Raw genomic sequence first — 26549 nt, 5'->3', positions numbered from 1 at the left:
TCCTTTAATCTGTGGCTATAAAAAAGTTGCCACGAATTACACGAATTTCCACTAATTTTTTCTGACTGTATAAAAAACAATTCGTGAAAATTCGTGTAATTCGCGGCTAAAAAAAAATACCATTACTTACGCAAATTGCACTATTTTTTCTTTTTAATTATTCCTTTAAAAAATAATTTGTGAAAATTCGTGTAATTCGTGGCAAAAGAAACTATTTTTGGTTTTTGTTAATAAAAGATTGAAATGCATAAAAATCAGCACTTACTATACTCTATTATATTTTTGTTTTTCTTTGGATGGAAATCCACTTCACAGGAAAAAATACTGCATCCTAAAAACGAATTCAGAGGTGTGTGGATTGCAACTGTTGTAAATATTGACTGGCCAAAAACAGCTGCTGACAACGTTGAAAAAGAAAAAGCAGATTATCTTGAGATTCTGGAAAACTACAAAAAACTAAATTTTAACGCCGTTATTGTTCAGGTTCGAAGTGTTGGTGATGCGATTTATCCTTCTGAATTTGCGCCTTGGTCAAGATTTTTGACAGGAAAAGAAGGTTTGGCTCCAAATCCTTATTATGATACGCTAGCGTGGATGATCGAGCAAGCGCATAACCGCGGATTTGAATTTCATGCGTGGCTGAATCCGTATCGCGCGACTTTCGATTTGAACAAAAACCTTTTAAGCCCAGGACACGATCTTTTCAAACATCCGGAATGGATGATTGAATATGGCGGAAAATATTATTATGATCCTGCATTGCCGGAAGTTCAGGCGCATTTGACGAAAGTCGTAAAAGAAGTAGTTGACAAATACGACATCGACGCGATTCATTTTGATGATTATTTTTATCCATATACCATCCCCGGAAAAACATTTAACGACTCTGCATCTTACAAAAAATATGGAGCAGGTTTAAGCCTTGCCGATTGGCGTCGCGCAAACGTGAGCAACTTTGTACACACGATTTCAACAACTATAAAAGCCAGTAAACCGTGGGTTCAATTCGGAATTAGTCCGTTTGGGGTTTGGCGAAACAAAACACAGGATCCGAGAGGTTCTGAAACTGCATCAACATCAAATTACGACGATTTATACGCTGATCCAATTTTATGGATGGATCAAAAATGGATCGATTATATCTTGCCACAATTGTATTGGAGCATGAATAACACCAGAGCTTCTTATTCAAAATTAGTAAAATGGTGGTCTGAAAACTCTAATAATACCGCCATTTATATTGGTCACGCTACATATAAAATTAGAGCCGATGGCGATAAAAGCTGGAATTTTATGCAGGAAATTCCAACTCAAATTGACTTTTTGAGAACCTTTAAAAATGTTTCCGGAAGTGCTTATTTCAGCTCTAAATGGTTCATGAACAAAAACTTTGACGTGGTTCGTCATCTTGAAGAAAATCAATATCAATATCCAGCGCTTCCTGCTGCAGTTCCGAATTTAAAACACGTGATTATCGACACGCCACAAATAGCGGAATATTCTAAAGACAGTATCAAATACACTTTTACGGTAAAAAGTCCGCTGAATACAAACGTGCGTTATATGGTAGTTTATGGAGGTGAACACATTTCAAAAATCGATATTAATGATGCCACAAAAATTGTAGAAAAAGTGACCGTAAAAGAAGTTGATGGACAAATCACTTTTTCAATTGCTGCCGGAAAACTGAATCTTTATAAAGCTTGCGCTTTCACTTTTATTGATTATTACGCCAACGAAAGCACGCCAACTGCTATAGACCTAAAAAAGCCATTTAAAAACTATACACCAAATCAACCTAATGAAAATAGATAATAAACCTTGGTTCTGGATTCCGTTTCTAAACTTTGCTTCCGGATTACCTTATGCCATAATCATTTCGGTTTCAGTTTTAATGTACAAGAATCTTGGCATTTCAAATAAAGATATCGGTCTCTACACTAGTTTATTATATCTGCCATGGGTTATTAAACCATTATGGAGCCCGTTTATTGAATTAACAGGAACGAAACGAAAATGGTTCTTATCGATGCAATTGCTAATTTCAATTGCCTTTTTATTAGTGGGATTTACGATTCCTGCGAAGGGATTTTTCATTATTACTTTAGCTATATTCTGGGTTGCCGCTTTTGCTTCGGCCTCAAATGATATTGCGAGCGATGGTTTTTATTTATTGGTTTTACCCGAAGATAAACAATCTTTTTTTATCGGAATTAGAAGTACTTTTTATAGACTTTCAATGCTAGCCGGAAACGGACTGGTTGTACTTTTTGCAGGTTATTTGGAACAGAAATATAGTGATAATACAAAAGCCTGGTCGTACACAATGGTTTCTGTTGGTTTGTTAATGACTTTTATAACGGTCTACAACTTTTTTGCGACTCCAAAAACAGAAATAAATGCGGGCGAAAAACCAGCTGCAACCAACAAACAAAATTTTGCAAGTGTATTTGCCAGCTTTTTTAAGAAAAAACAAATATTGATTGTCATTGCTTTTATCTTATTATTTCGATTAGGAGAATCACAGCTAATGAAAATGCTGACACCCTTTTTGATAGATCCGTTAAAATATGAACTGGTAGAATTAGCTTCTGATGAAAGTCAGGTAAAAGCACTTGATTTATATAATTCGAAAGTTATAAAAGGAGAAAAATTATCTGCAACAGAATTGCAGTCGCTATATTCAAATCTTCCAATATTAGCAGAAATGAGAGATCAAAAAAAGCTATTGGAAGAAGTTAAGAAAGACGATAAACAGGAATATGAAACTGCAAACAAAGCACGAATTGATTTTATAAAAAGTCTAATCGACTCTAAAGGAAATCAAAAAACTATCGATGTTGGTGGAATGGGGCTTGACACTGAATCTATTGGACTAATATATGGAACTTGTGGCTTAATTGCTTTAATGTTAGGCGGAATTCTTGGAGGAATAGCTATTTCAAAAGAAGGATTAACGAAATGGATGCTTCCAATGATTTTAACGATGCATTTACCAATAATTGGATTCATTTTACTCGCACATTTTCATCCGGCTTCAATTTATTACATTTATGCTGTTGTTGTAATTGAACAATTTGGTTATGGCTTCGGATTTTCTGCCTTTATGATGTACTTAATTCATGTTGCCGAAGGAGAATCAAAAACAGCGCATTACGCAATTGCAACCGGATTTATGGCAATGGGAATGATGCTTCCCGGAATGTTGAGCGGTTACGTTCAGGAATATTTAGGCTATGGAAACTTCTTTATTTGGGTTTTAATTGCCACAATTCCAGGTATTATTTTATCCCGTTTTTTAATTTTCCCGAAAGATTTTGGGAAAAAAGCAGAAGAAGTTTAAACCCCAAATCAAACTTTTACCTATGGAAATCAATGAAAATTTGCAGACCGAACGCAACTTGAAAGGAGCTGAGTTCGAAAAAATCGAAAATCTAGAAAAAGCAATTGAATTGTATGAGGAAAATGTCGCGGAAAGCTTTAAAGGAAATCATCCTTACGATCGTTTAGCAACGATCTACAAAAACCAACTTGATCTAGAAAACGAAATCAGGGTTTTAGAAAAAGCAATTTTGGTTTATGAAGAAATTACACTTGTAGATCGCTTGGAAGGTTTGCCAAAACTTTTCCGTTTTAAAAACCGATTGGAAAAGGCAATTGAAACAAAAAAACAATTGGCTAAGCAAAAAAAGGCAAAACTGAAATAAAACATTTTTTTTAACACATAGAAACATAGTCCCGATAGCTATCGGGATTGTGTGAAAAGAATAAAAAAGAGAAACTCGTTTCTCAACACATAGTCCCGAAGCTTCGGGATGTATTTAAATAAAGTGAAACGCCTTTTCCAAGAACTAAACACTATATTTCTATGTGTTAAAAAACTAAACGGCACTAATCTAAGCATTCTAAATCATGAGCATAAAACGAACCAATTCAGACGATATCGATTTTATAAATCTCGTTGCTTTATTAGACAAAGATTTAGCAATTAGAGACGGAGACGATCATGCTTTTTACAATCAGTTTAATAAAACCGATAAAATAAAGCATGCTGTTGTTTATTACGAAAATAACATTCCTGTTGGTTGTGGCGCTTTCCGCGAAAAAGAAAGCGACAAAACAGAAATCAAACGAATGTATGTTCATCCAGATTACAGGAAAAAAGGAATTGCATCAAAAGTTTTAGCCGAATTAGAAATCTGGGCCAAAGAAGTGGGTTATACTTATACTATTTTGGAAACTGGCAAAAACCAGCCGGAAGCCATCAACTTATATCAAAAATTAAATTATACCATCATTCCAAATTATCCGCCTTACGAAGAAATGGATAATAGTGTTTGCATGAAAAAGACTCTATAATAATGAAAATTACTGCCGAAGCATTACGCCAAAAAGTGGGACAATTCTTTTTCCCTGCTGTTTTTATAAATGATACTGAAGAAAATATTCAAGAAACCGAACGTCTTATTAAAGAACACAATATTGGCGGACTGACCTTTTTCCACAGTCGTGCGAGCGCGGCAACGAATTATGAAAGCAAGAAAAAAGTTGTTTTTAATGATGACAGCTACGAAAAAATAAAAGCATTAGTTGCTCGTTATCAAAAAGCCGCTTCTACTCCACTTTTAATCAGTATTGATGCAGAATGGGGATTGGCAATGCGTATCGAAAAAACACCACAATATCCGTATGCAATTACACTTGGCGCTTTGCCTACAACTAAATCGGAGTTGATTTTTGAAGTTGGAAAACAAATTGGATTGGATTTAAAAGCAGCTGGAATTCAGTACAATTTATCGCCTTTGGCAGACATTAATAATAATCCAAATAATCCGGTTATTGGCTATCGCTCTTTTGGTGAAAACAAAGAAAAAGTAGCCGATTTTTCGATTGAATATTTAAAAGGAATGTCGGAAGTTGGTGTTTTAGGCTGTCTGAAACATTTTCCTGGACACGGAAATACGAATGTTGATTCGCATTTAGGATTGCCGGTTTTAAAGGAAACTTTGGAAGAATTGATGGAAAACGAATTATATCCATTCATTAAAGGAATCGAAAACAATGTTGATTCGATTATGATTGGACATTTGGCTGTTCCGAGTTTAAATGACGGAAAAGATACATCGGCCACTTTATCAAAAGCAGTTATTCAGGATTTATTGCGTGACAAATTAGGCTATGATGGTTTGGTGATTTCTGATGCTTTAAATATGCATAGCGTTTCTAAATTATACGAAACCAAAGGGCATTTAGAATGGGAAGCTTTCAACGCAGGAAATGATGTTTTATGCTTCGCCGAAAATGTTCCGGAAGGAATTGAAGAAATCCTTAAAAATGCTTCACCAGAACGCATCGAAGAAAGCTTTACCCGAATCATGAAAGCGAAAGAAAAAGCCGGAATTCTTTCTGGAAATACTGCTGCTTCGGGCGAATTAAATTTCAAAAAAGCATCTGAATTAAATCTTCAAGTTGCTCAAAATGCTATTACTACTATTATTGACAATTCAAATTCAGAATTAGCTTTTGAAGCACAGAAAAACAACAAACTTGCCAAACTGAGTTTATATAAAAATACCGAAAACACTTTCTTTAAAACTTTAAATGCAAAACTGATTTCACCAGAATTTGCTTTTGAAAACCTAGAAGTTTCAGATATTTCCTCCATCAAAAAAGAATTAGAAAATTTCGAAACCATTATTATTTCATTGTTTGTTCCAAAGGCAAAACCAATGAATAATTTCGAAATTGACAATGAAGTTTTAGAACTGCTTTCAGATTTACTTCAAACCAAAAAATGTATCGTTTACGTTTTCGGAAATCCGTACGTTTTACCAATTATTCCGAATCTTAAAAAGGCTTCAGGATTAATTCAGGCGTATCAGGATTTTGAGGAATTTCAAAAAACTGCAGGAATTCAATTTTTAGAAAAAATTTCTTCAAATGGAATTCTTCCAGTAAATATTGATATCCAATAAGTTAAAACTTTAAATAGTCAAAACTTATCAACTTATAAATTTTTATAATCACAACTTATTGTAAGCAACCTTACTTATAGACTACTTTTGCACCAGAAATAAATTTTTAACGTAAAACGAAAAATATGTCTTTAGTAGGAAAAAAATTCCCAAGTATTGCAGTAGATGCTATCTCAGAAATGGGTGATAATTTAAAAATCAACATTTTTGAAGAAGCAGTAAACAACAACAAAAAAGTATTATTGTTTTGGTACCCAAAAGATTTCACTTTTGTTTGCCCAACTGAATTACACGCCTTTCAAGCTGCATTACCAGAATTCGAAAAAAGAAATACTATCGTAATTGGTGCTTCTTGCGATACTAACGAAGTTCACTTTGCTTGGTTAAACACGCCAAAAAACAATGGTGGAATTGAAGGTGTAACTTACCCAATCTTGGCTGATACAAACCGTAACTTATCTAACATTTTAGGAATTTTAGATATTGATTCTACAGAATACAGCGAAGAAACTGATTCAGTTATCATCGAAGGTTCAAACGTAACTTACAGAGCTACTTACCTAATTGACGAAACTGGAAAAATCTTCCACGAAAGTGTTAACGATATGCCATTAGGACGTAACGTAAACGAATACCTAAGAATGGTTGACGCTTACACACACATCCAAACTAAAGGTGAAGTTTGTCCTGCAAACTGGGAAGCTGGTAAAGAAGCTATGTCTGCTGATAGATTAAGCACTGCTGAATACTTAAGCGCAAACTAATTTTTTATAAAGGTACAAAGGTTCAGAGTTACAAAGTGACAAAGGTTTTTTGTTGCTTTCTACAAAGTTTTAAAACTTTATACTCTTGAACCTTTGCTACTTCAATATTTCTTAAAAACATACGGTAAAGTTTGAACAACAAATCTTTTTAGTTGTGACATTTTACGAAGTCCAAAAACTTTGTCCCTTTGTCTCTTTGCCACTTTGAACCTTAAAAAACAAACAAATGTTAATCGACTTAAACGAAGATACGTTAGCAGATTTAGTTGCTAAAAACGAAAAAGTAGTAGTACAATATTCAGCTTCATGGTGTGGAAATTGCCGTATTATGAAACCAAAATTCAAAAAATTAGCAACAGAAAATGAAGCTATCACTTTTGTTTTGGTTGATGCAGAAAATTCTCCTGAATCAAGAAAATTAGCTAATGTGAGCAACTTGCCAACATTCGCAACTTTCGTAAACGGACAATTAGTTGGCGAAACGCAAACCAACAAACAAGAAGTTTTAATCGATCTTGTAAACGCTATAGCATAAATTTAGATCGTTAGACTGGCTTAGATTTTTAGACTCCTTAGATGTTGTCTACAAACTTTGAAAAGGTCTAAGAAGTCTAAGAATGTCTAAAAATCTAAGAAGTCTAAATTATGAAATTACCTGTAATAAAGCATTTAACACAATTCATCGAAGAAAACGATCAGGATTATATCATTGAAACGATTGAAGTTCTAGAAGCTATGACGGAAATTCCTTCTCTAAAAGATGAAGAATTAGATGTTATCGGCGAATTGATTTCAAACATGTACGGCGCACTAGAAGTACAAAAACTTGTAGCGCAAGGAACAGATAAAAAAGAAGCTTTAAATACGTTTATGAAACGTGTTTTAGGTTCAATCGATAAATAAATCGACCTCTTTTTCAAATAAAAAACAAAAAAAACATGACTGAGAAAGCGTTTCTATTTGGAGACGCTTTTTTTTGTAGTGTGGTAAATGGTACGCGGATGACACGGATTCACTTCGTGAAGTCGCGGATCTAAACGGATTTATTTCTCTTTATCATTACGTATGTAACAAAAAAAAAAACGTTTAGATCCGCGCTTTTGCGTAAGCAAATCCGTGTCATCCGCGTTCAATCTATGCGCAAACCAAGATAAAAATTCACCTCCTTAATCTCTCCTTAAACCCATAACAAATACTTTTAGATTCAAATATTAATCCTTACTTTTGAACCTCATTAATTTAAACAAAAATCATGGCTACAATAACTTTAGGAGGAAATCCAGTTCATACATCAGGCGAATTACCAGCAGTTGGATCAAAACTTGCTGATTTCAAATTAGTTCAAAACGATTTATCAGTTGCTTCATTAAGCACTTTTGCTGGTAAAAAATTAGTTTTAAACATTTTTCCAAGTGTTGACACAGGAACTTGCGCAACATCTGTTAGAACTTTCAATGCAAGCGCAAGCGGATTAGAAAACACAACTGTTTTATGTATTTCCAGAGATTTGCCTTTCGCTCAAAAACGTTTTTGTGGTGCTGAAGGTTTAGAAAATGTAGTTAATTTATCTGATTTTCAAGAAGGAAGTTTTGGTAAAGCAAACGGTTTAGAAATCGTTGACGGACCTTTAGCTGGTTTACACTCAAGAGCAATTATTGTTGTTGACGCTGACGGAACAATCACTCACACAGAACAAGTTGCAGAAATTGCAAACGAACCAAATTACGAAGCGGCTTTAGCAGCACTATAATATTTTCCTTTAAATGGAGTTTCAAAAAGATAATACATTTGTTACAGGCCGGTTAAAAAGCATGACCTATGCTTTTAACGGGGCTGTAAAATTAATTAAAACAGAACACAGCATTATGGTTCAATTCTCTTTGGGAATTATCATGACTATTGCTGGGTTTTATTTTCATATTTCACAAACCGAATGGCTTTGCCAAACATTGGCAATTGGCTTAGTTTTAAGCGTTGAAGGATTGAACACAGCAGTTGAAAAAATTGCTGATTTTATTCATCCAGATTACAGCAGACGAATCGGGTTTATTAAAGATATTGCTGCCGGAGCGGTATTTTTTGCCGCAATGACTGCAATAGCAATTGGCTTAATTATTTATATCCCAAAATTTATATAGGCGGAACGCAAGAATGGCAAAAACAAAAAAAGAAACTGCAGACAAAAAAACGGAATCAAAAGTCGAAAGCATTAGGTCTTGGAAATTAACCAAACAGCAAAAGTTTGTTTTGGGATGTCTTCTAATACTTTTTTCAATCGCATTATTAGTTGCATTTATCTCGTTTTATGTTAATGGACAATGGCAAACAGACCAAAGCGCTGTCAATAGCCTTGGAAACCGGGAGGAAGTTGTACAAAACTGGCTCGGGAAATTTGGTGCCTATCTTGCAGATCTTATTGTTTACAGAGGCTTTGGGATTGCTTCTTTTATTTTTGTCCGTTTATTTTTTCTAACCGGATTATTTCTTTCATTAGAACTTTCGACCAAAAAACTAAAAAACACTTGGTTCTGGGATTTATTTGCAATGATTGTTGTTTCAATACTATTTGGTTTTTTCGCTACTTCGGCACCAGAATTAGGAGGAACAATTGGTTATGAATTGAATCTTTTCCTTCAGGATTATATCGGAAAAACAGGAACTTTATTAACATTGCTTTTCGGCTTGATCGTTTATTTGATTTTCAAAATAAAAGTATCGCCTGAAAAAATTCAGTCCTATTTTGATTCCACTAAAAAAGAATTCAATTCAGAATTAGAGTCGATTAAACCTGCTCAACAACCGCAACAGCCAGAAAGCGCTTATAACTTAGAAGAATTTGCAATTGAGGAAGAAGATCCTGAATTGGACAATATTCATTTAAAAACAGTTGATTCTCAATTCGAAATCAATAAAGAAGCTTTAAAACCAACCATTTCACATTCATCAGAAATTGATTTGAACCCGGTTTTAAAACCTGTTCAAATGAACATCAATCCCGTTACAGTCACAACTCCAGTTCATACTGAAGAATTTGTGATTGAAAAAGCAGAAGAAGAAGATATTATTGAAGAAAATCTTGCTTCTCGCCTAGTTGCCGATTTTGGTTTGTTTGACCCAACTTTAGATCTTTCGAATTACAAATTCCCAACCATCGATTTATTGAAAGAATATTCGACTGGCGGAATTACGATTAATCAAGAAGAATTAGAAGAAAATAAAAACAAGATTGTAGATACTTTACGTAACTATAAAATTGAAATTGCACAGATTAAAGCAACCGTTGGACCATCGGTAACTTTATATGAAATTGTACCAGAAGCCGGAATCAGAATTTCTAAAATTAAAAGTTTAGAAGATGATATTGCTTTGTCTTTATCAGCTTTAGGAATTCGTATTATTGCTCCAATTCCAGGAAAAGGAACAATTGGTATTGAGGTTCCGAACAAAAACCCAACTATGGTTTCTATGAAAAGTGTTATTGGAGCCGCAAAGTTCCAAGAAGCTGAAATGGAGTTGCCAATTGCCTTAGGAAAAACTATTTCAAACGAAACTTTTGTTGTCGATTTAGCCAAAATGCCTCACTTATTGATGGCTGGTGCAACTGGACAAGGAAAATCGGTTGGATTAAACGCGGTTTTGACTTCTCTTTTGTACAAAAAACATCCGGCAGAAGTAAAATTTGTTTTGGTTGACCCGAAAAAAGTGGAGCTTACGCTTTTCAACAAAATTGAAAGACATTATTTAGCGAAACTTCCTGATACGGAAGATGCTATTATTACAGATAATGCAAAAGTTGTCAATACTTTAAATTCGCTTTGTACTGAAATGGACAATCGTTATTCTTTATTGAAAGATGCGATGGTTCGTAACATTAAAGAATACAATGACAAATTCAAAGCAAGAAAATTAAATCCTGAAGCCGGCCACCGATTTTTACCTTACATTGTTTTGGTTGTCGATGAGTTTGCCGATTTAATTATGACCGCCGGAAAAGAAGTCGAAATTCCGATTGCGCGTTTGGCTCAATTAGCGCGTGCTATTGGTATCCACTTGATTATTGCAACACAAAGACCATCTGTAAACGTAATTACAGGTTTAATTAAAGCGAATTTCCCTGCCAGAATTGCCTTTAGAGTAACTTCAAAAATTGACTCTCGAACAATTTTGGATACTCAAGGTGCTGATCAATTGATTGGACGAGGAGATTTACTATACACAAATGGAAACGATGTGGTGCGTGTACAGTGCGCATTTATTGACACTCCTGAAGTTGAAAAAATTACAGATTTTATTGGCGGACAAAAAGCGTATGCCACAGCATATTTGCTTCCGGAGTTCATTGGAGAAGAAAGTGGCATTAATCTTGATATAGATATTTCCGAAAGAGACACCTTATTTAGAGAAGCTGCAGAGATTATTGTTAATGCACAGCAAGGTTCTGCTTCGTTACTGCAAAGAAAATTAAAATTAGGTTACAACAGAGCCGGACGATTGATTGATCAATTAGAAGCCGCAGGAATTGTTGGCCCTTTTGAAGGCAGTAAAGCTCGAAGCGTAAACATTTTAGATTTAAGTGCTCTTGATCAATTTTTTAATAATGAACAAAATTAACCCCATCATGAAAACGAAAATTCAGGAAATCAGAAACAATTCTATCACTAACATGACTAAAAAGTGTTTTCAAATAGCTGCAATATTGCTTTTGAGTTTCACTTCGACTCAGGCTCAGGATAAAAAAGCCAAAGATTTATTGAACGAAGTAACAACTAAAATAAAAAGTTACGACAATATTGTTATCGATTTTAAGTACTCTTTGAATAATGCCAAAGAAAACATTAATCAAGACAGTAAAGGAAATGTAACGATGAAAGGAAATCAATATGTTTTGAATTTCATGGGCGTTACTAAAATATTCGACGGGCAAAAAACGTACACTATAAACCCTGAAGACGAAGAAGTTACTATTTCGAAAGTAAATGAGAAAGACGATAACGCTATTACGCCTTCAAAAATGCTTACTTTCTTTAATTCCGGATACAAATACAATATGGATATTGTGCAGAATATCAAAGGAAGAAAAATTCAATACATAAAATTAGTTCCAACAAGTGGAAAAGATCAAAGGAAAGAAATTCTTTTAGGTATTGACGTTCAGACAAAACACATTTACAATTTGATCGAAACTGGAAAAAACGGAACAAAAACAACTTTAACCGTTAATTCTTTTAAAACCAATCAGCCTTTATCAAAAAATCAATTTACCTTTGTAGCGAGCAAATATCCAAAATACTACATCAACAAATTAGATTAATTACGGGTTGAAAATTTTAGACAAATACTTACTAAAAACATTTCTGATTACGTTTACTACGGTATTCGTAATCCTTTTTTTTATATTCATACTTCAAACGGTCTGGCTTTTTATCTCAGAACTTGCTGGTAAAGACCTAGACTTGATTCTGATTGTAAAATTCTTGTTATTCTCAATGCCGAGAATTATTCCGTTAGTTTTACCGTTGTCTGTTTTATTGGCATCAATTATGACTTTCGGAAATTTGGCTGAGAATTATGAATTTGCGGCTATGAAATCCTCTGGAATTTCGCTTCAAAGAGCTATGCGTATTTTAATCGCATTTATCTTTGTTTTGAGTATTGTTGCTTTTTGGTTTGCCAATAATGTCATTCCGTACGCGGAATACAAATTCGTTAACTTTCGAAAAAATATCGCTCAGGCCAAACCTGCAATGGCTATTGCCGAAGGCCAGTTTAATGACGTTGGATTTTACAACATTAAGGTAAATAAAAAATCAGGCGAAAACGGAAACATCTTAACCGGAGTAACCATTCACGAAAAAGCGAATAATGTTGGTGAAAACAAAACTGTCATCAAAGCAAAAGATGGAAAACTAATAAGTAACGAGAAATCAAGCATCTTAAAATTAGTTTTAAATGATGGTTATTACTATCAGGATGTTACACCTAAAAAATATGAAGACCGTGCCAAACTGCCATTTGTAAAAGCGGCTTTCAAAAAACAGATTATAAATATTGATCTTTCGGAACTTAATAAAGTAGACGAAGACAAAGAAAGCATCAATAGTACTAACGGAATGTTGAACGTAAATGAACTTCGTTATACACTGGATTCTTTAAATAAGAACCTAAATACTGAAATTTTATCATTTTCAGAAAACATCAACCAACGTGTTGGAATCAAACGTTCTCCAATAGAACAACAACCAGGTAAAAAGAAAAAAACATTACCAAACAACCTTCTTTCTCTTTATACCAATAAAGAGAAATCGGATATTCTTAGAATGGCTGGCAGTAATGTTACCAATAACATTTATTCAATAGAATCAACCCAAAAGGATTTAAAAGACAAACAAAGAGACATCAACAAACATTTAATTGCTTTATATGAAAAGTTTGTAATTGCTTTTGCTTGTTTTTTAATGTTTTTTATTGGAGCTCCACTAGGCGCTATTATACGAAAAGGTGGATTGGGCTTACCAATCGTTTTTGCTGTATTGATTTTCATTACCTTCCATTTCATTAATACATTTGGAAAAAGACTTTCCCAAGAAGGTGGAATGTCTCCTTTTATGGGATCATGGATGTCTTCGTTTATTTTATCGCCATTGGCAATATTATTAACATACCGAGCAACAAATGATAATGGCTTAATAAACTTTGACGCCATTACAACGCCAATATCACAACTATTTCAAAAAATTTCGGAGCGATTTTTCCCCGCTCAAAATCAAAAATAATTATGTCAACAACAAAAATACAACTTAATACCATTGAAGAAGCTATAGAGGATATTCGTCAAGGTAAAGTAATCATTGTAGTCGATGATGAAGATCGTGAGAATGAAGGTGATTTTTTGGCTGCAGCCGAAAAAGTAACTCCAGAGATGATCAACTTTATGGCTACACACGGTCGTGGTTTAATTTGTACACCTCTTACTGAGAGCCGATGCAAAGAACTTGATCTTCGTGCTATGGTTACGAATAATACAGATCATATGGAAACAGCTTTTACAGTTTCCATCGATTTAAAAGGTCACGGCGTAACAACTGGTATTTCTGCTGCAGACCGTTCGAAAACAGTTCAGGCTTTAGTAGATCCAAATACAAAACCACATGATTTAGCTCGTCCTGGGCATATATTCCCATTAATTGCTAAGCAAGGAGGCGTATTAAGAAGAACAGGGCACACAGAGGCTGCAATTGATTTCGCACGTCTGGCCGGATTTAAACCTGCCGGTGTAATATGCGAAATTTTGAATGAAGACGGAACAATGTCTCGTTTGCCTCAGCTTATTGAAGTAGCTAAAAAATTCGATTTGAAATTAGTTTCAATTGAAGATTTAGTTGCTTACAGAATGCAGCACGACAGTTTAATTGTCAAAAAAGAAGATTTCGATATTGAGACTCGTTTTGGAACTTTTAGACTAAGAGCTTACGAACAAACTACAAACAAACAAATTCATATTGCTTTAACTAAAGGAACTTGGAATTTAGGCGAGCCAATCTTAACCAGAATCCACTCTTCTCAGGTAAATAATGATTTATTAGGCACACTTACAAACAATGCAGAACAGCAGTTGGATGATATGTTTAAAGTAATCAATGAAAATGGTAAAGGTGCAGTTATTTTTATCAATCAGGATATGACAGCAGTGAATCTTTTAAACAGAATTTCAGAGCTTAAAAATTTACAAGCAAACGGAACATTAAAAGCTCCAAAAGTAATTATTGACAGTAAAGATTACGGAATTGGCGCTCAAATCCTTCATGATATAGATATCTCTAAAATCAGACTAGTTTCGAATACCGAACAAACAAAACGTGTGGGTATGATTGGTTACGGTCTTGAGATTACAGAATACGTTAATTACTAATATGGGAACAGTAGAAGAAAGAATTTTAAAATCGGAAACACGTATTTTTAAAGCTGTTTTTCCTATTACAACAAATCATTACGACACTTTATTTGGCGGAACTGCATTGCATCTTATGGATGAAGTTGCGTTTATTTGCGCAACCCGATTTAGCCGAAAAAAAGTTGTAACAATTTCAACTGGACAAATTGACTTTAAAAAAGCGATTCCTGCTGGAACTTTAATTGAATTAGTTGCAAAAGTGGTAAGCGTTGGACGAACAAGTTGCAAAATCCATGTAGATATTTTTATGGAACAAATGTATTCTGAGCTTCGCGAAACGGTAGTTTCAGGAACTTTCTCGTTTGTTGCTGTTGACGAAAACAAGAAATCAGTGCCAATTTTGGACGAAGTTGAGTAATTTTTCTCAAAAAAGCTTTTTTATAAATACTGATAATTAAGCACTTAAAAATTAACTTAAAAAAATCAGTAAAAAAGTTTTTATAATCGGAAAAGCGCACTATATTTGCACTCGCAATCACGAAATGATCGCGACATACTGGAGAAATGGCAGAGCGGTCGAATGCGGCAGTCTTGAAAACTGTTGACTGTAACAGGTCCGGGGGTTCGAATCCCTCTTTCTCCGCTGAAAAGAAACCCCCTGTGTTTACAGGGGGTTTCGACGTTTTTGGGCGGAGCTTTTATTTTCGAACCCTGCATCCAAAAACAATTCGCTCCCCTGTTAAGCCCTGTAAACACTGGACAAATTATTTCTTCTGCAATTAGACATCCTAAAATCTGGAACCATAACGCGTACTTTTGTGTCCCTATCAGTGTCCCTATTTTTACAAGAAAAACGCTTTTTGAATGTTGCAGATAAGACCTTAAAAGTCTCGTTTGCATAATCATTAATAGGTAAATAGATAAAATTTTCAGACCTTTAATAAACTTATTTTTTTCCAAACTGAAAATAATTCAATCATGCTGAAGATTTATTTTTTTCTAAAACCTGGAAAGCTGAACTGGAAAAACGAATCTCCGGTTTATGTGCGCCTCTGGCATGAACATGACTCAATTACAATATCAACAGGTCATTATATAACTAAAGAAAGATGGGTTCTTACAAACAAGCTCCGAAAGGTGCTCAGGCTGGAAGAAGAAAAAACACTCCGCAGAAGCCTGGATGCTTTCCAACTGGCGATTGAGAAAAAATTCAATGAAATGATCCGCAGAGATGAAAGCTTTTCCCTTCGTACGTTCAAAAATGAACTTAAAGGCAAAACGCATGACAAAATTACTGTCTTAGGGATTCTCGAAATCCATATCAGTTATTTCAGCAGGAAAGTTAATCATGATGAAAGATCCCGTGCAACCCTAAGCAAATATGAACGATCTAAAGACCTGATTTCGAATTTTATCAGGGAAGAATATCACAAAGAAGACTTGGGATAGAAATCTGTAAGCGGCAATTTTATCAATAATCTGGAATTGTTCCTTAGGTACCAGAGCACTTTCAAAGGCCATATAGGGATCAGAAACAACTCAACTGTAAAGTACATGCGCATGTACAAAACTGCTTTCAACTATGCCCTCAAGTCAGGCTTAATCGATAAAAACCCCTTCGATCTGTACGAAGGGAAAGTAGTCGAAACAGATGCAGTTTATCTGACTCCTGAAGAATTAAAAACGATAGAAACAACTGAAATTACTGCAGGACGATTAGTAAAAACCAAAGATATCTTTATATTCTGCTGCTATACAGGATATGCACCAGCGGACGCCTCTGCCCTGAAAGACGAGAATCTTGTTTCTGACAACAACGATGATTTCTGGATTCTGGCAAACAGAACAAAGACTTCAATGCATGAAAACGTTCCCCTGCTTCCTCCTGCAAACAGGATAATCAATAAATACAGAAAGCTCCAGCCAACGCTTCTGCCCTCCATTTCAAATCAGAAAATGAATGAATATTTGAAAGAAATAGCAGTGTTATGTGGCATCAAAAAAAAAACTGACTTGGTATACGGCACGCCACACTTTTGCCACAACTGTAACTTTGGGAAACGGCATCAGAATAGAAAACGTCTCCTCAATGATGGGACACGCAAATATCCTGCAGACGCAGCATTATGCCAAAGTGCTGGACATAAATATCAAAGAAGATATGAAAAAACTAATGGACAAGTATAGGTAAATTCCACTTATGCATGTCCGAGCAAAAGAAGTTAGCAAATTGTTTATCAGCTGTAATTGAACAAACGTTCAAATCCCAATTTTTTCAAAAGCTTAAAGCTGTCTAAAACAAGACCACAATATTGAAATAATTTCATTTAAATCTGAGCCTTCATGATTTAGTCCTATATGCTTCTTTCATTTCAATTATTTTCTCTTTCAAAAACAATGGTTTTTCTTACTTATTTATTTTTTAAGAAGTAATCGTAAAAAGACAGGTTACTTTTATAACCTTTACAATTTATATATAAAAAAAAAATGCGCAAAGTCAGAGACATTTGCGCAGCTTTTCAAAAGGAACCCTTCGGAGATCGAGGCTACATCTTCTAGACTTCTCTGCCAGCGGGTCAATATTCATCCATCTGCCAAGTGCAGGATCATAATTACGTGCCCCATAGTCGTACAAATTCAGCTTATTACCTCCAACACTCTCATCCTGGAACTCTTTGCCATTGTATTTATACTTATAAGTTTTTACAAAGTTTCTATCATGTAGGAAGAACGTCCTTTTCTCTATAGCCTAGTGGTTCAAAGACCTTCGCACTGCGTTTTATAAGGAACTCTTCGGAGAACGGGGATGGGAGGAACACTACCAAATTATTCCCCAATATATTACTATTTTCCTTTTTTTATTAATTGCGATTCCTTTTGAATAGCCGTTTTGCCAATTTAAAGGCATTTGTGGATTAGGTAGTACGTCAAAATTTTTAAAGTATTTTCCCGGTTTTGCATCAATCACATAGATTTTAAAATTATTTTCAATTTTTAAATCCTCTGCATCTGTATGATTAAAAACTGCAAAATTTGGAACAGGATATTTATTTTTATAACATTCTTTATTTAGTGAAAGTGTATCCTCTATTTTAATATCTTTCCTGTTTTCATATGTATCTTGTGTTTCAAATTTATTAATCACTAGTATACATGAATCTGTAGAGGCATAACTCGCAATAAATTTATATTTATTCATTGTTGAATCAATTTCTAAAGTATCAATCTCATAATTATACAACATGAAGCACACATCATTTTTGCGTATATTTTTATTATTTACGATAGTATATGGATATTTAATTAGATTTTTAGGGAAATGCGAAGTTATAATTGGATCAAACTCTTTTCTTGCGTTATTGTAGGTATCATTATCCTTTTTAGTTACAACTTGACCATTGCAACTAACAAATATAAATGATACAATCACTAATCTTAATATTATTTTTTTCATCATTTATTTTTTAAATCGTCCAATATAATATTGATATGGAATATGATCTGTTAAAATACCACTTAATGTTTTTAATACATTTGTAATCATAGAATTTAGTTTGTTTGATGATGAAGGTGATGTTGATTCTCTAACATGTGGTGTTGTAAGAGTATATGTACTTATAGTGGTGACTATCCAGGGTCCAGTTGTAGTCTCTGATGAAAAATTTGTTTTTTTATTTAATTCATTAGGCTTCGCATATGTGACTTTTACATCAGTAAGTTTCGTTACTGTATTATCATTAAGTGGAATATTTTCTTCTCCGAAACTCCCCTTTGAAGTAATATCTCGTTCTTTTATTTCTACCTTTTCAGCTATTTTATATCCTTGTTTTTCCATAAACTTCTCAGGGTTTTCAACCACGCTAGCTCCTAGTTCTCTAATATTATTTGCTTTTTCATTATGTTTACCAAACATATCATCAGCACCTAACCTGTCATATTTTTTTGCATCTCCCGCACCAATTTTGTCCGCAGTAGCTTGAGTAAGTTTTGATTGACCTTCAACATGCACAACAGCTCCAGTTTCATTATTAACAAACCAATCAGGAGGAGTTGCTATCATCCCATCTGGATCAATAAAGTAAACTGGATTATTCAATGCATAAGTATATGGATTAAATCTTCTAGATTTTTCCGCCAGCGGGTCAATATTCATCCATCTGCCAAGTGCAGGGTCATAATTACGTGCTCCATAGTCATACAAATTCAGCTGATTCCCTCCAACACTCTCGTCTTGGAACTCTTTGCCGTTGTATTTATATTTTTGTCCAGTACTGTTTCCTTTTCCAAGAGCTACGCCTTCATTATAACCATACTGCTTTAACCCAAAAGGATAATAGTTGTTCTCCTCTATAAGCTCCAGATTGGTGACACTGCCGTCATCATTGGCATCGCCATAGCTCAGGCGTATATTCCCCAAATGATCTTTGTACTGGTAAATATAACTAAAAATTCCTGAACTGTGGGCCACATACCCTTCTGGATGAGGGAAGAATTTCAGGTCGTTGTTCTCGTATTGGTATCCATTTGCATAATCGGTAATGATAGTCCCCACAGTTTTGCGCTGTTTCACTCCAGTGGCATCATACACATAACTGATCACACCGCCAGGAAGTGTAATATCCGTAGGCAGGTTCAGGTAATTGTAGACTATAGGGGTTGTTATCCCTTTATTGAGATCGGTTTTCATATTGCCGTTACTGTCATAAGTATATTGTACAGCTGCCGTGCTTCCACTTTTAAATCCTTCGGTACTTGTTGTCACGGCCTCTTCCATCTTGATCAGTTTGTTGCTTGAAGTATCATAGATATATACCAGATTATCAATAGCCCCGAAGGTGCCTGTACCACGAACTGTGTTTCCATTTCGGGTAAGTCCCTTTATATTTCCGTTTCTATCATAAGTCGGATTCTCGTTATACCTTCCTGCATTATCCGTGGCAAAAGTCAACCTGTTTAACGGATCGTACTGATAATTATAGTTCCTTAGACTGGTATCACTGCCGGCTGTCCTCCAGAAAGTCTGGCTGATGTTTCCATTGAATAATCCTATACCGCCAGTAGAGGGAACAGGAACATCATAACTGATCTTAAAGGCAAACAAATCTGTACCTATTGAATTTACATCATTGATGCCCTTGAGCCATCCCCTTATATTATAGCTGTAATCGATATTCTGCAGACGGTTCTGGCTGGTTTTTCCACCAACGGATTTAACCACAAGCTGTCCCAGATCATCATAGGTATTCGAGGCGATGATCTCAGTTGTCTGGCTGTTTATTTTCTGTTTCTGTGCCAGGAGCCTTCCTGCATGGTCATAAGTAAAACCATCCACCACTGTGGTGGTCACACCTGCCCTTAGGTGTGTGTTTGTTGTTTCTAAGACCTTGCCTGTAAAATCAAGACTGCTCTTTACAGTACCGGTAATCCCCAGATAATCGTTGTAATTGTAATTGTAAACAGGTCTGCCCTTTACATCATAATAAATCACATTGGTTATCCATTTGACAGCTCCCGACACCAACACCCTTACCTTGCTTCCCGTAGAAAGCCCTTTTGCTGTACTTATTGGGGTAATGCCATAAGAGACAACAGCCGAAGGCAGGGGGGCAATCAAATCAAAACCGTAAATATCATAATAGTTAACCGTATATAAATTGAAACCCGAATTAGGAAAAGAAGCATTGCTGTAATAAGCCGTAGCATCCCCGATTGTGGTGACTCCCTGACGCAGCTCATTCAAAGCAGCCACGCTTGCGTTGGCCAGATCCTGGAGGGCTTTTCGGGTGATGGCGTTTGTATATTCCCCCGTATAGACAGGCCTGCTAAAGGCATCGTACTTGGTCAAAAGCCATTTATTAGTCGCTCTTTGATTGGCATCCTGGGTCAGGATTGGCCTGTCCAGTTTGTCATAAACTATATATTCCCATTCCTTTCCAGGGAGTTTCTTCTCCACCAAGCGGTTGCGATGGTCGTATTTATAACGATAACATAAATTATTGAGGGTCGTATCGTCAAAAGCACCGTTTGCCAAAGGAGGAAGTACATAACTCAGGTTGCCATACTGATCATAAACATAATAGGTGTCGTGTGGAGTGCCGTTGTAAGTTCTCTTTAGTACCACACGACCTTCCTTGTCCTTAAACTCCTCGGTTGTCCTGTCCTGGCCCGATACCCAGTTCTCGTCTTTTGTTACTGTTTTATATAATTGGCCCAAGCCATAATTGGTAGTTTGTGTTATAGAAGGCTGGTAAAGTCCCAAAGTAGACATATTATCAGCGCTTACCGCCATAAACAGTTTCACCTCCGTAGCACCATTGGCCTGATACTCCAGCTTTACTTCATGACCGGAAGAAGCGGCCGTTTTCCAGCTGTTTCCTGGTGCAGCCTGTTTCAGCACGCGGTTCAGCGGGGAAGCCTCGAATGTTTTCTCGCTGAAATAATTGATTGTGTTCTCATATTTTGGCGTATTATACAGACTTGCAAGAGCCGTAAGAGGGCTGGCTTGTATAAGCCCCGAGGTATTGGATGCAGCGTAAGGAAGAAACTCTTTGTCCTGTCTGCCGAATGCATCATAGTCTACATGGGTGACAACGTCTGCCGATTCAAATCCTTTTATCAGTCCTGATATAGAAGCTTCGAGTCCTGGTGTACTCGGATCAGTATCATCCATTTTTTGAAGAACAGGATTGTAAAAATACTGGCTTACATTGACATCGGTTGAATAAAATAAATAGCTCCTGAATGAAGCACTCTCAGTAGTACTGCTCCATTTAAAATCAGTACTTTTTCCTTGTCCTTGACCTTGTAGTGATACTTTATTCCCTGCCATGTCATAAACGCCACTTATTCCTGAATCACCACCTGTATAAGTTGAAGGGTGAATCATTCCAACCATTAAATACCATGTGTCAAGTGCGGGAAGATTGCCATACCAAAAGTATGGATTATTATCAGCGCTACCATCCAATTTTACTACATTTTTTGTGCCATGATAGGTAATCCCGTTTTGACCACCAGTACGCTTGACCCAAACTGCATATCGATAAGCCTTTGTTTTATCAATAGGAATATCCGTCGTATTCCATCCCCCATCATTATCACTGGCAGCATCATTGACACAACGCCATAAACGGTCCGTCTTTCCAAACGGATTTACCCCATCTATTCTAACATTCTCTACAGCTCCTCCATTAACATTAAAAAAAGGTACGCTTCCACTACCCAATGTCCAGTTATTTTTCCAGTCCAATAAATTATTGTCCAATTTATTGGAACCGCCATTTATAACTACAGTCTGTTTTGGACGGCCCAGACCATCAAAATAATTGATGCTTCTTTGGATATCAATCTTGGAAAGCGTATTGTAGTTGCCACTCTGAATCGCTCTCTGAGGAACTTCCGTGTAAATGAAATTTTCATTGCTGAACTGTTGGGCTCGGGTAAACAAACCAGCAAACAATAACAATATCGATATATATTTTTTCATAAAATCTTATTAATTAATATTTAATTTAGGAGCCTTTTACAAAACATGTGCTGCATTGCTAAATAAAATTATTTTTTTAATAATCCAGCATCTCCAAAAACCCCATTAAAACTCATTGTCAAAGTATCAATCAATTAGTCCTGTCGTGTAGCGCATTGTATTGTTATCACTTCAGAGCCTACTTTTGTAAAAGTCCCTGAACGCGTTATTGTGGGCGTCGAAGGATTAGTACTGGATTCAACATAAATATTGGCTAAGACGCCTCGCACTGAACTTGTTATGGTTAAAGTTCTGGAATGTTGTATAACATCATTGATCTCGACATAAAACGTATCTCCAGCTGTTAGAGTACCAGTGGATGTCCCAGAGGTCGATCTTGATAAATACCATGTGTTATTTTTATAAAGAGTACAGCTTCCCGATAACCTGTCAAAAACCAAACTGCAGGCATCCGTTGCTAATGCCGCTGTTGTACTCATAGACACAGAAAGACATAGGGCGCCATCTACCGAGCCTTTGGTTGCTAATACCTGAATGGAATAAGCCGTTGAAGCTGCTAATCCTGATAGAGATCCCGATGTAGTATTCACAGTACCCATATAATTACCGTTTTGGTAGATCTTATAGTCAGTTACACCGGAAACTGCTGTCCATGAAAAATTCAGAGTTGACGCAGTGGCACTGGTTAAAACTAATCCCGTCGGAACACCCGGCAATGTACTCATAGATAAAGAGGAGCATAGAGCACTGTCTACAACGCCGTTCGAGGCCGATACCTGAACCGAATATGACGTTAAGGCATTTAATTGAGATAATGATCCTGTGGTGGTAGTTACCGAACCCATAAGCTCTCCACCTTTATATATTTTGTAAGACGTAGCTCCTGGAACCGCTGTCCATGAAAAATTTATGGTTGAGGCCGTCGCACTGGTAAAGGCTAATCCTGTTGGCACGACTGGTGCTGTACTGCAAGTTCCATTCGTATTTGCAAAACCCTGGCCATTGGCCGCTATCTCAGCAGAAGCCTTGGCATCTGCATCTGCTTGTGATATCGTGGAGGAATAAATACCTGCAGGAACGCTATACACATGTGAAGACCCCGTCAAACCCGCTGAACAGGCCTGTTTAGTAAAGGTCTGGCTCTTAAACACATTCTTATAAGTGGTTACCGTAGCGGTTCCTATATTGCAGTCTGTCTGCTGTCCCAGATAATTATAGCAATATCTTTGTAAAACATTCAAATCTTTGTCTTTCACAAACTGCAAACGATTGAAATTGTCATACTCATAATACGTTACCAAACCTTTTGGATCTGTTATCGAACTCACACCTACTAAGGGTTTATAGGTGTAAGTAGTAACCATAGCATTAGTCAATGAAGCGTCATAACGCAAAGTTGTCAATGCGTTTAATAAATTGGTTTCATTAATCATATTTGATGCTGATTGAACTGATGAAATCAGATTACTTGGTATTGCATCATATGTTATATTCTCAAGTTTTGCTATTGGAAATTCAGAATTATAACCCCATATAATTGATGTATGTACATTGTCTGCTTTACTAAATTGCAATAAATGTCCATTAATATCATATTTCTCAAAAACAATGTTATTGTTTTCTTTACTTGTCTTACTCTCTTTTATTTCTCGTAGCAATGGCATACTTCCATTATTTAAATAACCATTGGAGTAATCGAAAAAATACTTTTTGTTGAAAATTTCTACATCATCGACAAGTCTACTTTCTATTATTGGATTACTTATATTATTTTTTTCTTTCAAAGTCAGCATAAAACTCTCTGTCAGCAAATCAAATGCGTACTTATATAAAGTTTTATGTTTTCGATTATCACTGTTTGTTACTACCTCACTGGTCTTTAAAGTTGGAAACTCAGTTGAATATCCATATTGTGTAAAAGTTTCTGTTCCAACTAAAATATTATTTAAGTCGTATTTTATTTCTTTTTTAGTATCCAAAACATAGATATCATTTTTGTATGCATATTTACCAATATTGAATACCTGTTGAGTACCACTAGTATTTGATGCAAATTTTGAAATAGAAAATCCAAATGATTGATATTGATTGGTTGGAATTACTTTTTTATAAGTATTATCTAACAAATACACTGTTTGACCTAAATTATTTTTGTAAATTTTTTTTGTCAAATAACCTCTTTCATTAAAATTTGTAATAGAGGGAGGTGAAAAAGGCTCCTCGAATGGATCTGTATTTAAAACAGCGTACAGATTATTAATATCTGCCATATATCTTTTGTAATCGATTTGATTTCTAATATCTGGATTAGAAATAAAGTTTGTAAAAAAATTAATCTCAGAGCTATTATCGGGATTCTGTATTTTTATCTCCTGATACTTAACGTTTGAACCATTAAGATCAAATAGTTGACTCAATGAGTGAGAAACCATTTTATATGAATTCCAATTATGAGTATTGTCATCACTAATAATAACGCCCTGTGATGAATATTTTGGATTTAAATAACTGGTTCCGCTACTAACGGATGTATTTCCCTTTTTATATAAATACTCTTTAATAACTGGTGTCCCATAATTAAAATTTTCAGTTATTTTACTTACTCTTAAACCACCTGTTAGAGCATTTGTTCCATTATCATCAAAATCATTTAATTCAAAATCAAAGCTCACATCTCCACCAGTAGAGTAAATTATTTTCTGGAGCACATTAGCTTTTGTTGCAGCAAAACTTGGAGCTCTATTAGTTATATCTCCTGTATTCAAGATAGTTTCTCCATTTTGATTATAATAACCCCAATGGTCTATTTCTGGAGATGTCCTACTAGGCAAATTTATACTTTGATTATATTGAAATTGATATAAATTTTCAATAGTTAAACCTGTTTGTTGAGAAACACCATCCAATCTTAATCGTTTACATTCAGGAAGACTGCAACCTGACGATAAGAAATAACTATGATTGAAGTTAATTTTTTTTAAGACCGCCGCGTTTTTATTTACTAATTGAATATTATCTATTTTATAGCTATTGAGTAAATCTTCTCTTAAAGTGGGTGAATTAAATTTTATATAGCCATTTGGTGCAGTTATTTTATCTAAATAGACAGGGTTTGATATCGTACTGGTTGTCGTATTAAATTCTACTGAATTAATTATAGGATATCCAGGAAAATATTTCATACTTCTAACCGCTGACTTATTATCAAATGACGAGGCACTGCCATTCTTATATTCAAATATAATTTTGTCGCCAGTTGCACTTTCTATTTCGCATAAATACCAAGCCGAAATTTGAGGTGCAATGGTAAATGTGGTTACATTTCCTCCAGTATCTGAGGTTATTAACTGTCCTATTTTCTCAATTGAACTAATAGTAGTTCCAAATTTATATTTAGTACCATTATTGTCAATTATTGTCCAAAAATTATTGACTTTTTTAGGTCCTATTGGAGGAATTATCTTTAAATCATTGTGTGGCAACATTACGATATCACCATCGGCATTAAATACAAACTTTCCTTGAAAATTTAAAAAATTAAAATAAAACACGTCCGGCTCAGTATCAACAAGTTTGTTATTTGCATTTCTAACATATACTGCATCCCAAGTCTGATTAACCAATTTTCCTTTTTGATTTATTCCTATAAAACCATTATCAAGCTCGTCGGCTATACCAACAATTACTCTTGATACCGCACCTCCAGCATTTAAGCTCCAACCCGTTCCTACCCAACTCGGTACTTCATTTACTTTTATACCAGCCGAATGATAGGATAAAGTTACTGGAACCTCTAACGAATTATTTTTTAAACTAAATAATTGGTAATTAATTGTAGGGAGACCAGTATCTAGACTAACGGGTAAATTTATATACTCCATAAGAGCCGAAGAATTTGGGCTTGCTGGAAAAATATTTGAATTTTGGGCTTTTGCAGCAAAGCACAATAAAAAACAAAATAATGTTATGGTATTTCTAAATCTCATAATAAATTATTATTTGTAGTAAAAAAAGAAACTTACAGAATGGTTTCGCTAAAGTTTTTTTTTGATTTTTTTGTCACATAGTAGAGATATTGTTACATAAATAACTATAATAAAAATCTTTACAAAAAAATAAAATCAAACTAGACTTTTATTTAAAATAGCAAGAAATAACCTATAAAAGTAAATTTTATATTTTTCCTCCAAAAAGAAAAGAAGTGAAGTAAAACAAATAGGAAAAAAGAAAAAAAATAGCAGATTACACTTATCATTCATTTTATAGATTTATTTTTAATAATAATTGAAAACAAACATAATATGTTAAAAAGTTATCTCCTTACGGTTTTCCACATTTTTAAATTAACTTTTTCAGTAGTCCAATAAAATATAGGATTTCTTTAAAAAAAAATTACAAAAAAAATTGTACGATAAATATGGTTTAGTAATTTC

The 26549-nt window shown here is 34.9% G+C and carries 21 protein-coding genes and 1 tRNA gene; 18 read left to right on the top strand and 4 right to left on the bottom strand.

What is annotated here, in order from left to right; genetic code table 11:
- The first annotated feature begins 243 nt into the window (after positions 1–243).
- The 18 genes from BD847_RS00250 to BD847_RS21080 all read left to right on the top strand — a co-directional run bounded on the left by BD847_RS00250 (position 244) and on the right by BD847_RS21080 (position 16817).
- Complete coding sequence (locus BD847_RS00250; protein ID WP_115886274.1) at positions 244–1815, top strand: glycoside hydrolase family 10 protein; 1572 nt, start codon at positions 244–246, stop codon at positions 1813–1815.
- Positions 1802–3343, top strand: coding sequence for an MFS transporter (locus BD847_RS00245; RefSeq protein ID WP_115886273.1), 1542 nt, complete (start codon positions 1802–1804; stop codon positions 3341–3343). The genes BD847_RS00250 and BD847_RS00245 overlap by 14 nt, the downstream gene beginning before the upstream one ends.
- 22 nt (positions 3344–3365) lie before the next feature.
- The gene (locus BD847_RS00240; protein ID WP_115886272.1) at positions 3366–3707 is read left to right on the top strand and encodes a hypothetical protein; all 342 of its coding nucleotides are present in this window, start codon (positions 3366–3368) and stop codon (positions 3705–3707) included.
- 205 nt (positions 3708–3912) lie between these two features.
- A complete protein-coding gene (locus BD847_RS00235) occupies positions 3913–4359 on the top strand; it encodes a GNAT family N-acetyltransferase (RefSeq protein WP_115886271.1) in 447 nt (148 codons plus the stop codon).
- 2 nt (positions 4360–4361) lie between these two features.
- Positions 4362–5975 carry a glycoside hydrolase family 3 protein gene (locus BD847_RS00230; RefSeq protein ID WP_115886270.1) on the top strand — a complete coding sequence of 538 codons (1614 nt, stop codon included), beginning with the start codon at positions 4362–4364 and terminating at the stop codon, positions 5973–5975.
- A 125-nt stretch (positions 5976–6100) separates the two neighbouring features.
- Positions 6101–6739 (top strand): peroxiredoxin, encoded by a 639-nt coding sequence (locus BD847_RS00225; RefSeq protein WP_026985957.1) that lies wholly within the window; start codon positions 6101–6103, stop codon positions 6737–6739.
- Positions 6740–6965: 226 nt separating this feature from the next.
- A complete protein-coding gene (locus BD847_RS00220) occupies positions 6966–7274 on the top strand; it encodes a thioredoxin family protein (protein WP_007805605.1) in 309 nt (102 codons plus the stop codon).
- 110 nt (positions 7275–7384) lie between these two features.
- Positions 7385–7642, top strand: coding sequence for a DUF6952 family protein (locus tag BD847_RS00215; RefSeq protein WP_008462029.1), 258 nt, complete (start codon positions 7385–7387; stop codon positions 7640–7642).
- A 349-nt stretch (positions 7643–7991) separates the two neighbouring features.
- Positions 7992–8489: a thiol peroxidase gene (gene tpx / locus BD847_RS00210; protein ID WP_115886269.1), complete on the top strand. Its 498-nt coding sequence runs from the start codon at positions 7992–7994 to the stop codon at positions 8487–8489.
- 13 nt (positions 8490–8502) lie between these two features.
- Positions 8503–8877, top strand: coding sequence for a diacylglycerol kinase (locus BD847_RS00205; RefSeq protein ID WP_115886268.1), 375 nt, complete (start codon positions 8503–8505; stop codon positions 8875–8877).
- 13 nt (positions 8878–8890) lie between these two features.
- Entirely contained in the window at positions 8891–11350 is a 2460-nt protein-coding gene (locus BD847_RS00200; RefSeq protein ID WP_115886267.1) for a DNA translocase FtsK, read from the top strand.
- 7 nt (positions 11351–11357) lie between these two features.
- Entirely contained in the window at positions 11358–12050 is a 693-nt protein-coding gene (locus tag BD847_RS00195; RefSeq protein ID WP_244201534.1) for a LolA family protein, read from the top strand.
- A gap of 7 nt (positions 12051–12057) precedes the next feature.
- The gene (locus tag BD847_RS00190) at positions 12058–13512 is read left to right on the top strand and encodes an LptF/LptG family permease (protein WP_115886265.1); all 1455 of its coding nucleotides are present in this window, start codon (positions 12058–12060) and stop codon (positions 13510–13512) included.
- 2 nt (positions 13513–13514) lie between these two features.
- Positions 13515–14648: a 3,4-dihydroxy-2-butanone-4-phosphate synthase gene (gene ribB, locus BD847_RS00185; RefSeq protein ID WP_167443805.1), complete on the top strand. Its 1134-nt coding sequence runs from the start codon at positions 13515–13517 to the stop codon at positions 14646–14648.
- Between the two features lies 1 nt (position 14649).
- Positions 14650–15048 carry an acyl-CoA thioesterase gene (locus tag BD847_RS00180; RefSeq protein ID WP_115886263.1) on the top strand — a complete coding sequence of 133 codons (399 nt, stop codon included), beginning with the start codon at positions 14650–14652 and terminating at the stop codon, positions 15046–15048.
- Positions 15049–15188: 140 nt separating this feature from the next.
- A tRNA-Ser gene (locus BD847_RS00175) sits at positions 15189–15273 on the top strand.
- 335 nt (positions 15274–15608) lie between these two features.
- On the top strand, positions 15609–16079 hold the full coding sequence (locus BD847_RS00170) for a hypothetical protein (RefSeq protein WP_115886262.1): 471 nt from the start codon (positions 15609–15611) through the stop codon (positions 16077–16079).
- Positions 16080–16115: 36 nt separating this feature from the next.
- Complete coding sequence (locus BD847_RS21080; protein WP_394336438.1) at positions 16116–16817, top strand: phage integrase SAM-like domain-containing protein; 702 nt, start codon at positions 16116–16118, stop codon at positions 16815–16817.
- Between the two features lie 310 nt (positions 16818–17127).
- Here the strand turns inward: BD847_RS21080 and BD847_RS21020 are convergent, their stop codons facing one another.
- The 4 genes from BD847_RS21020 to BD847_RS00145 form a co-directional block, all read right to left on the bottom strand.
- Entirely contained in the window at positions 17128–17376 is a 249-nt protein-coding gene (locus tag BD847_RS21020) for an RHS repeat domain-containing protein (RefSeq protein ID WP_115886261.1), read from the bottom strand.
- A 72-nt stretch (positions 17377–17448) separates the two neighbouring features.
- Positions 17449–18087 (bottom strand): hypothetical protein, encoded by a 639-nt coding sequence (locus tag BD847_RS00155; RefSeq protein ID WP_115886260.1) that lies wholly within the window; start codon positions 18085–18087, stop codon positions 17449–17451.
- Complete coding sequence (locus BD847_RS20915; RefSeq protein WP_244201532.1) at positions 18088–22116, bottom strand: DUF6443 domain-containing protein; 4029 nt, start codon at positions 22114–22116, stop codon at positions 18088–18090.
- Positions 22117–22250: 134 nt separating this feature from the next.
- Positions 22251–26102: a DUF5977 domain-containing protein gene (locus BD847_RS00145; protein ID WP_115886259.1), complete on the bottom strand. Its 3852-nt coding sequence runs from the start codon at positions 26100–26102 to the stop codon at positions 22251–22253.
- Between the last annotated feature and the right edge of the window lie 447 nt (positions 26103–26549).

This window comes from Flavobacterium cutihirudinis, assembly GCF_003385895.1.
Lineage (GTDB): Bacteria > Bacteroidota > Bacteroidia > Flavobacteriales > Flavobacteriaceae > Flavobacterium > Flavobacterium cutihirudinis.
This window is presented reverse-complemented; position numbering and strand designations above follow the sequence as displayed.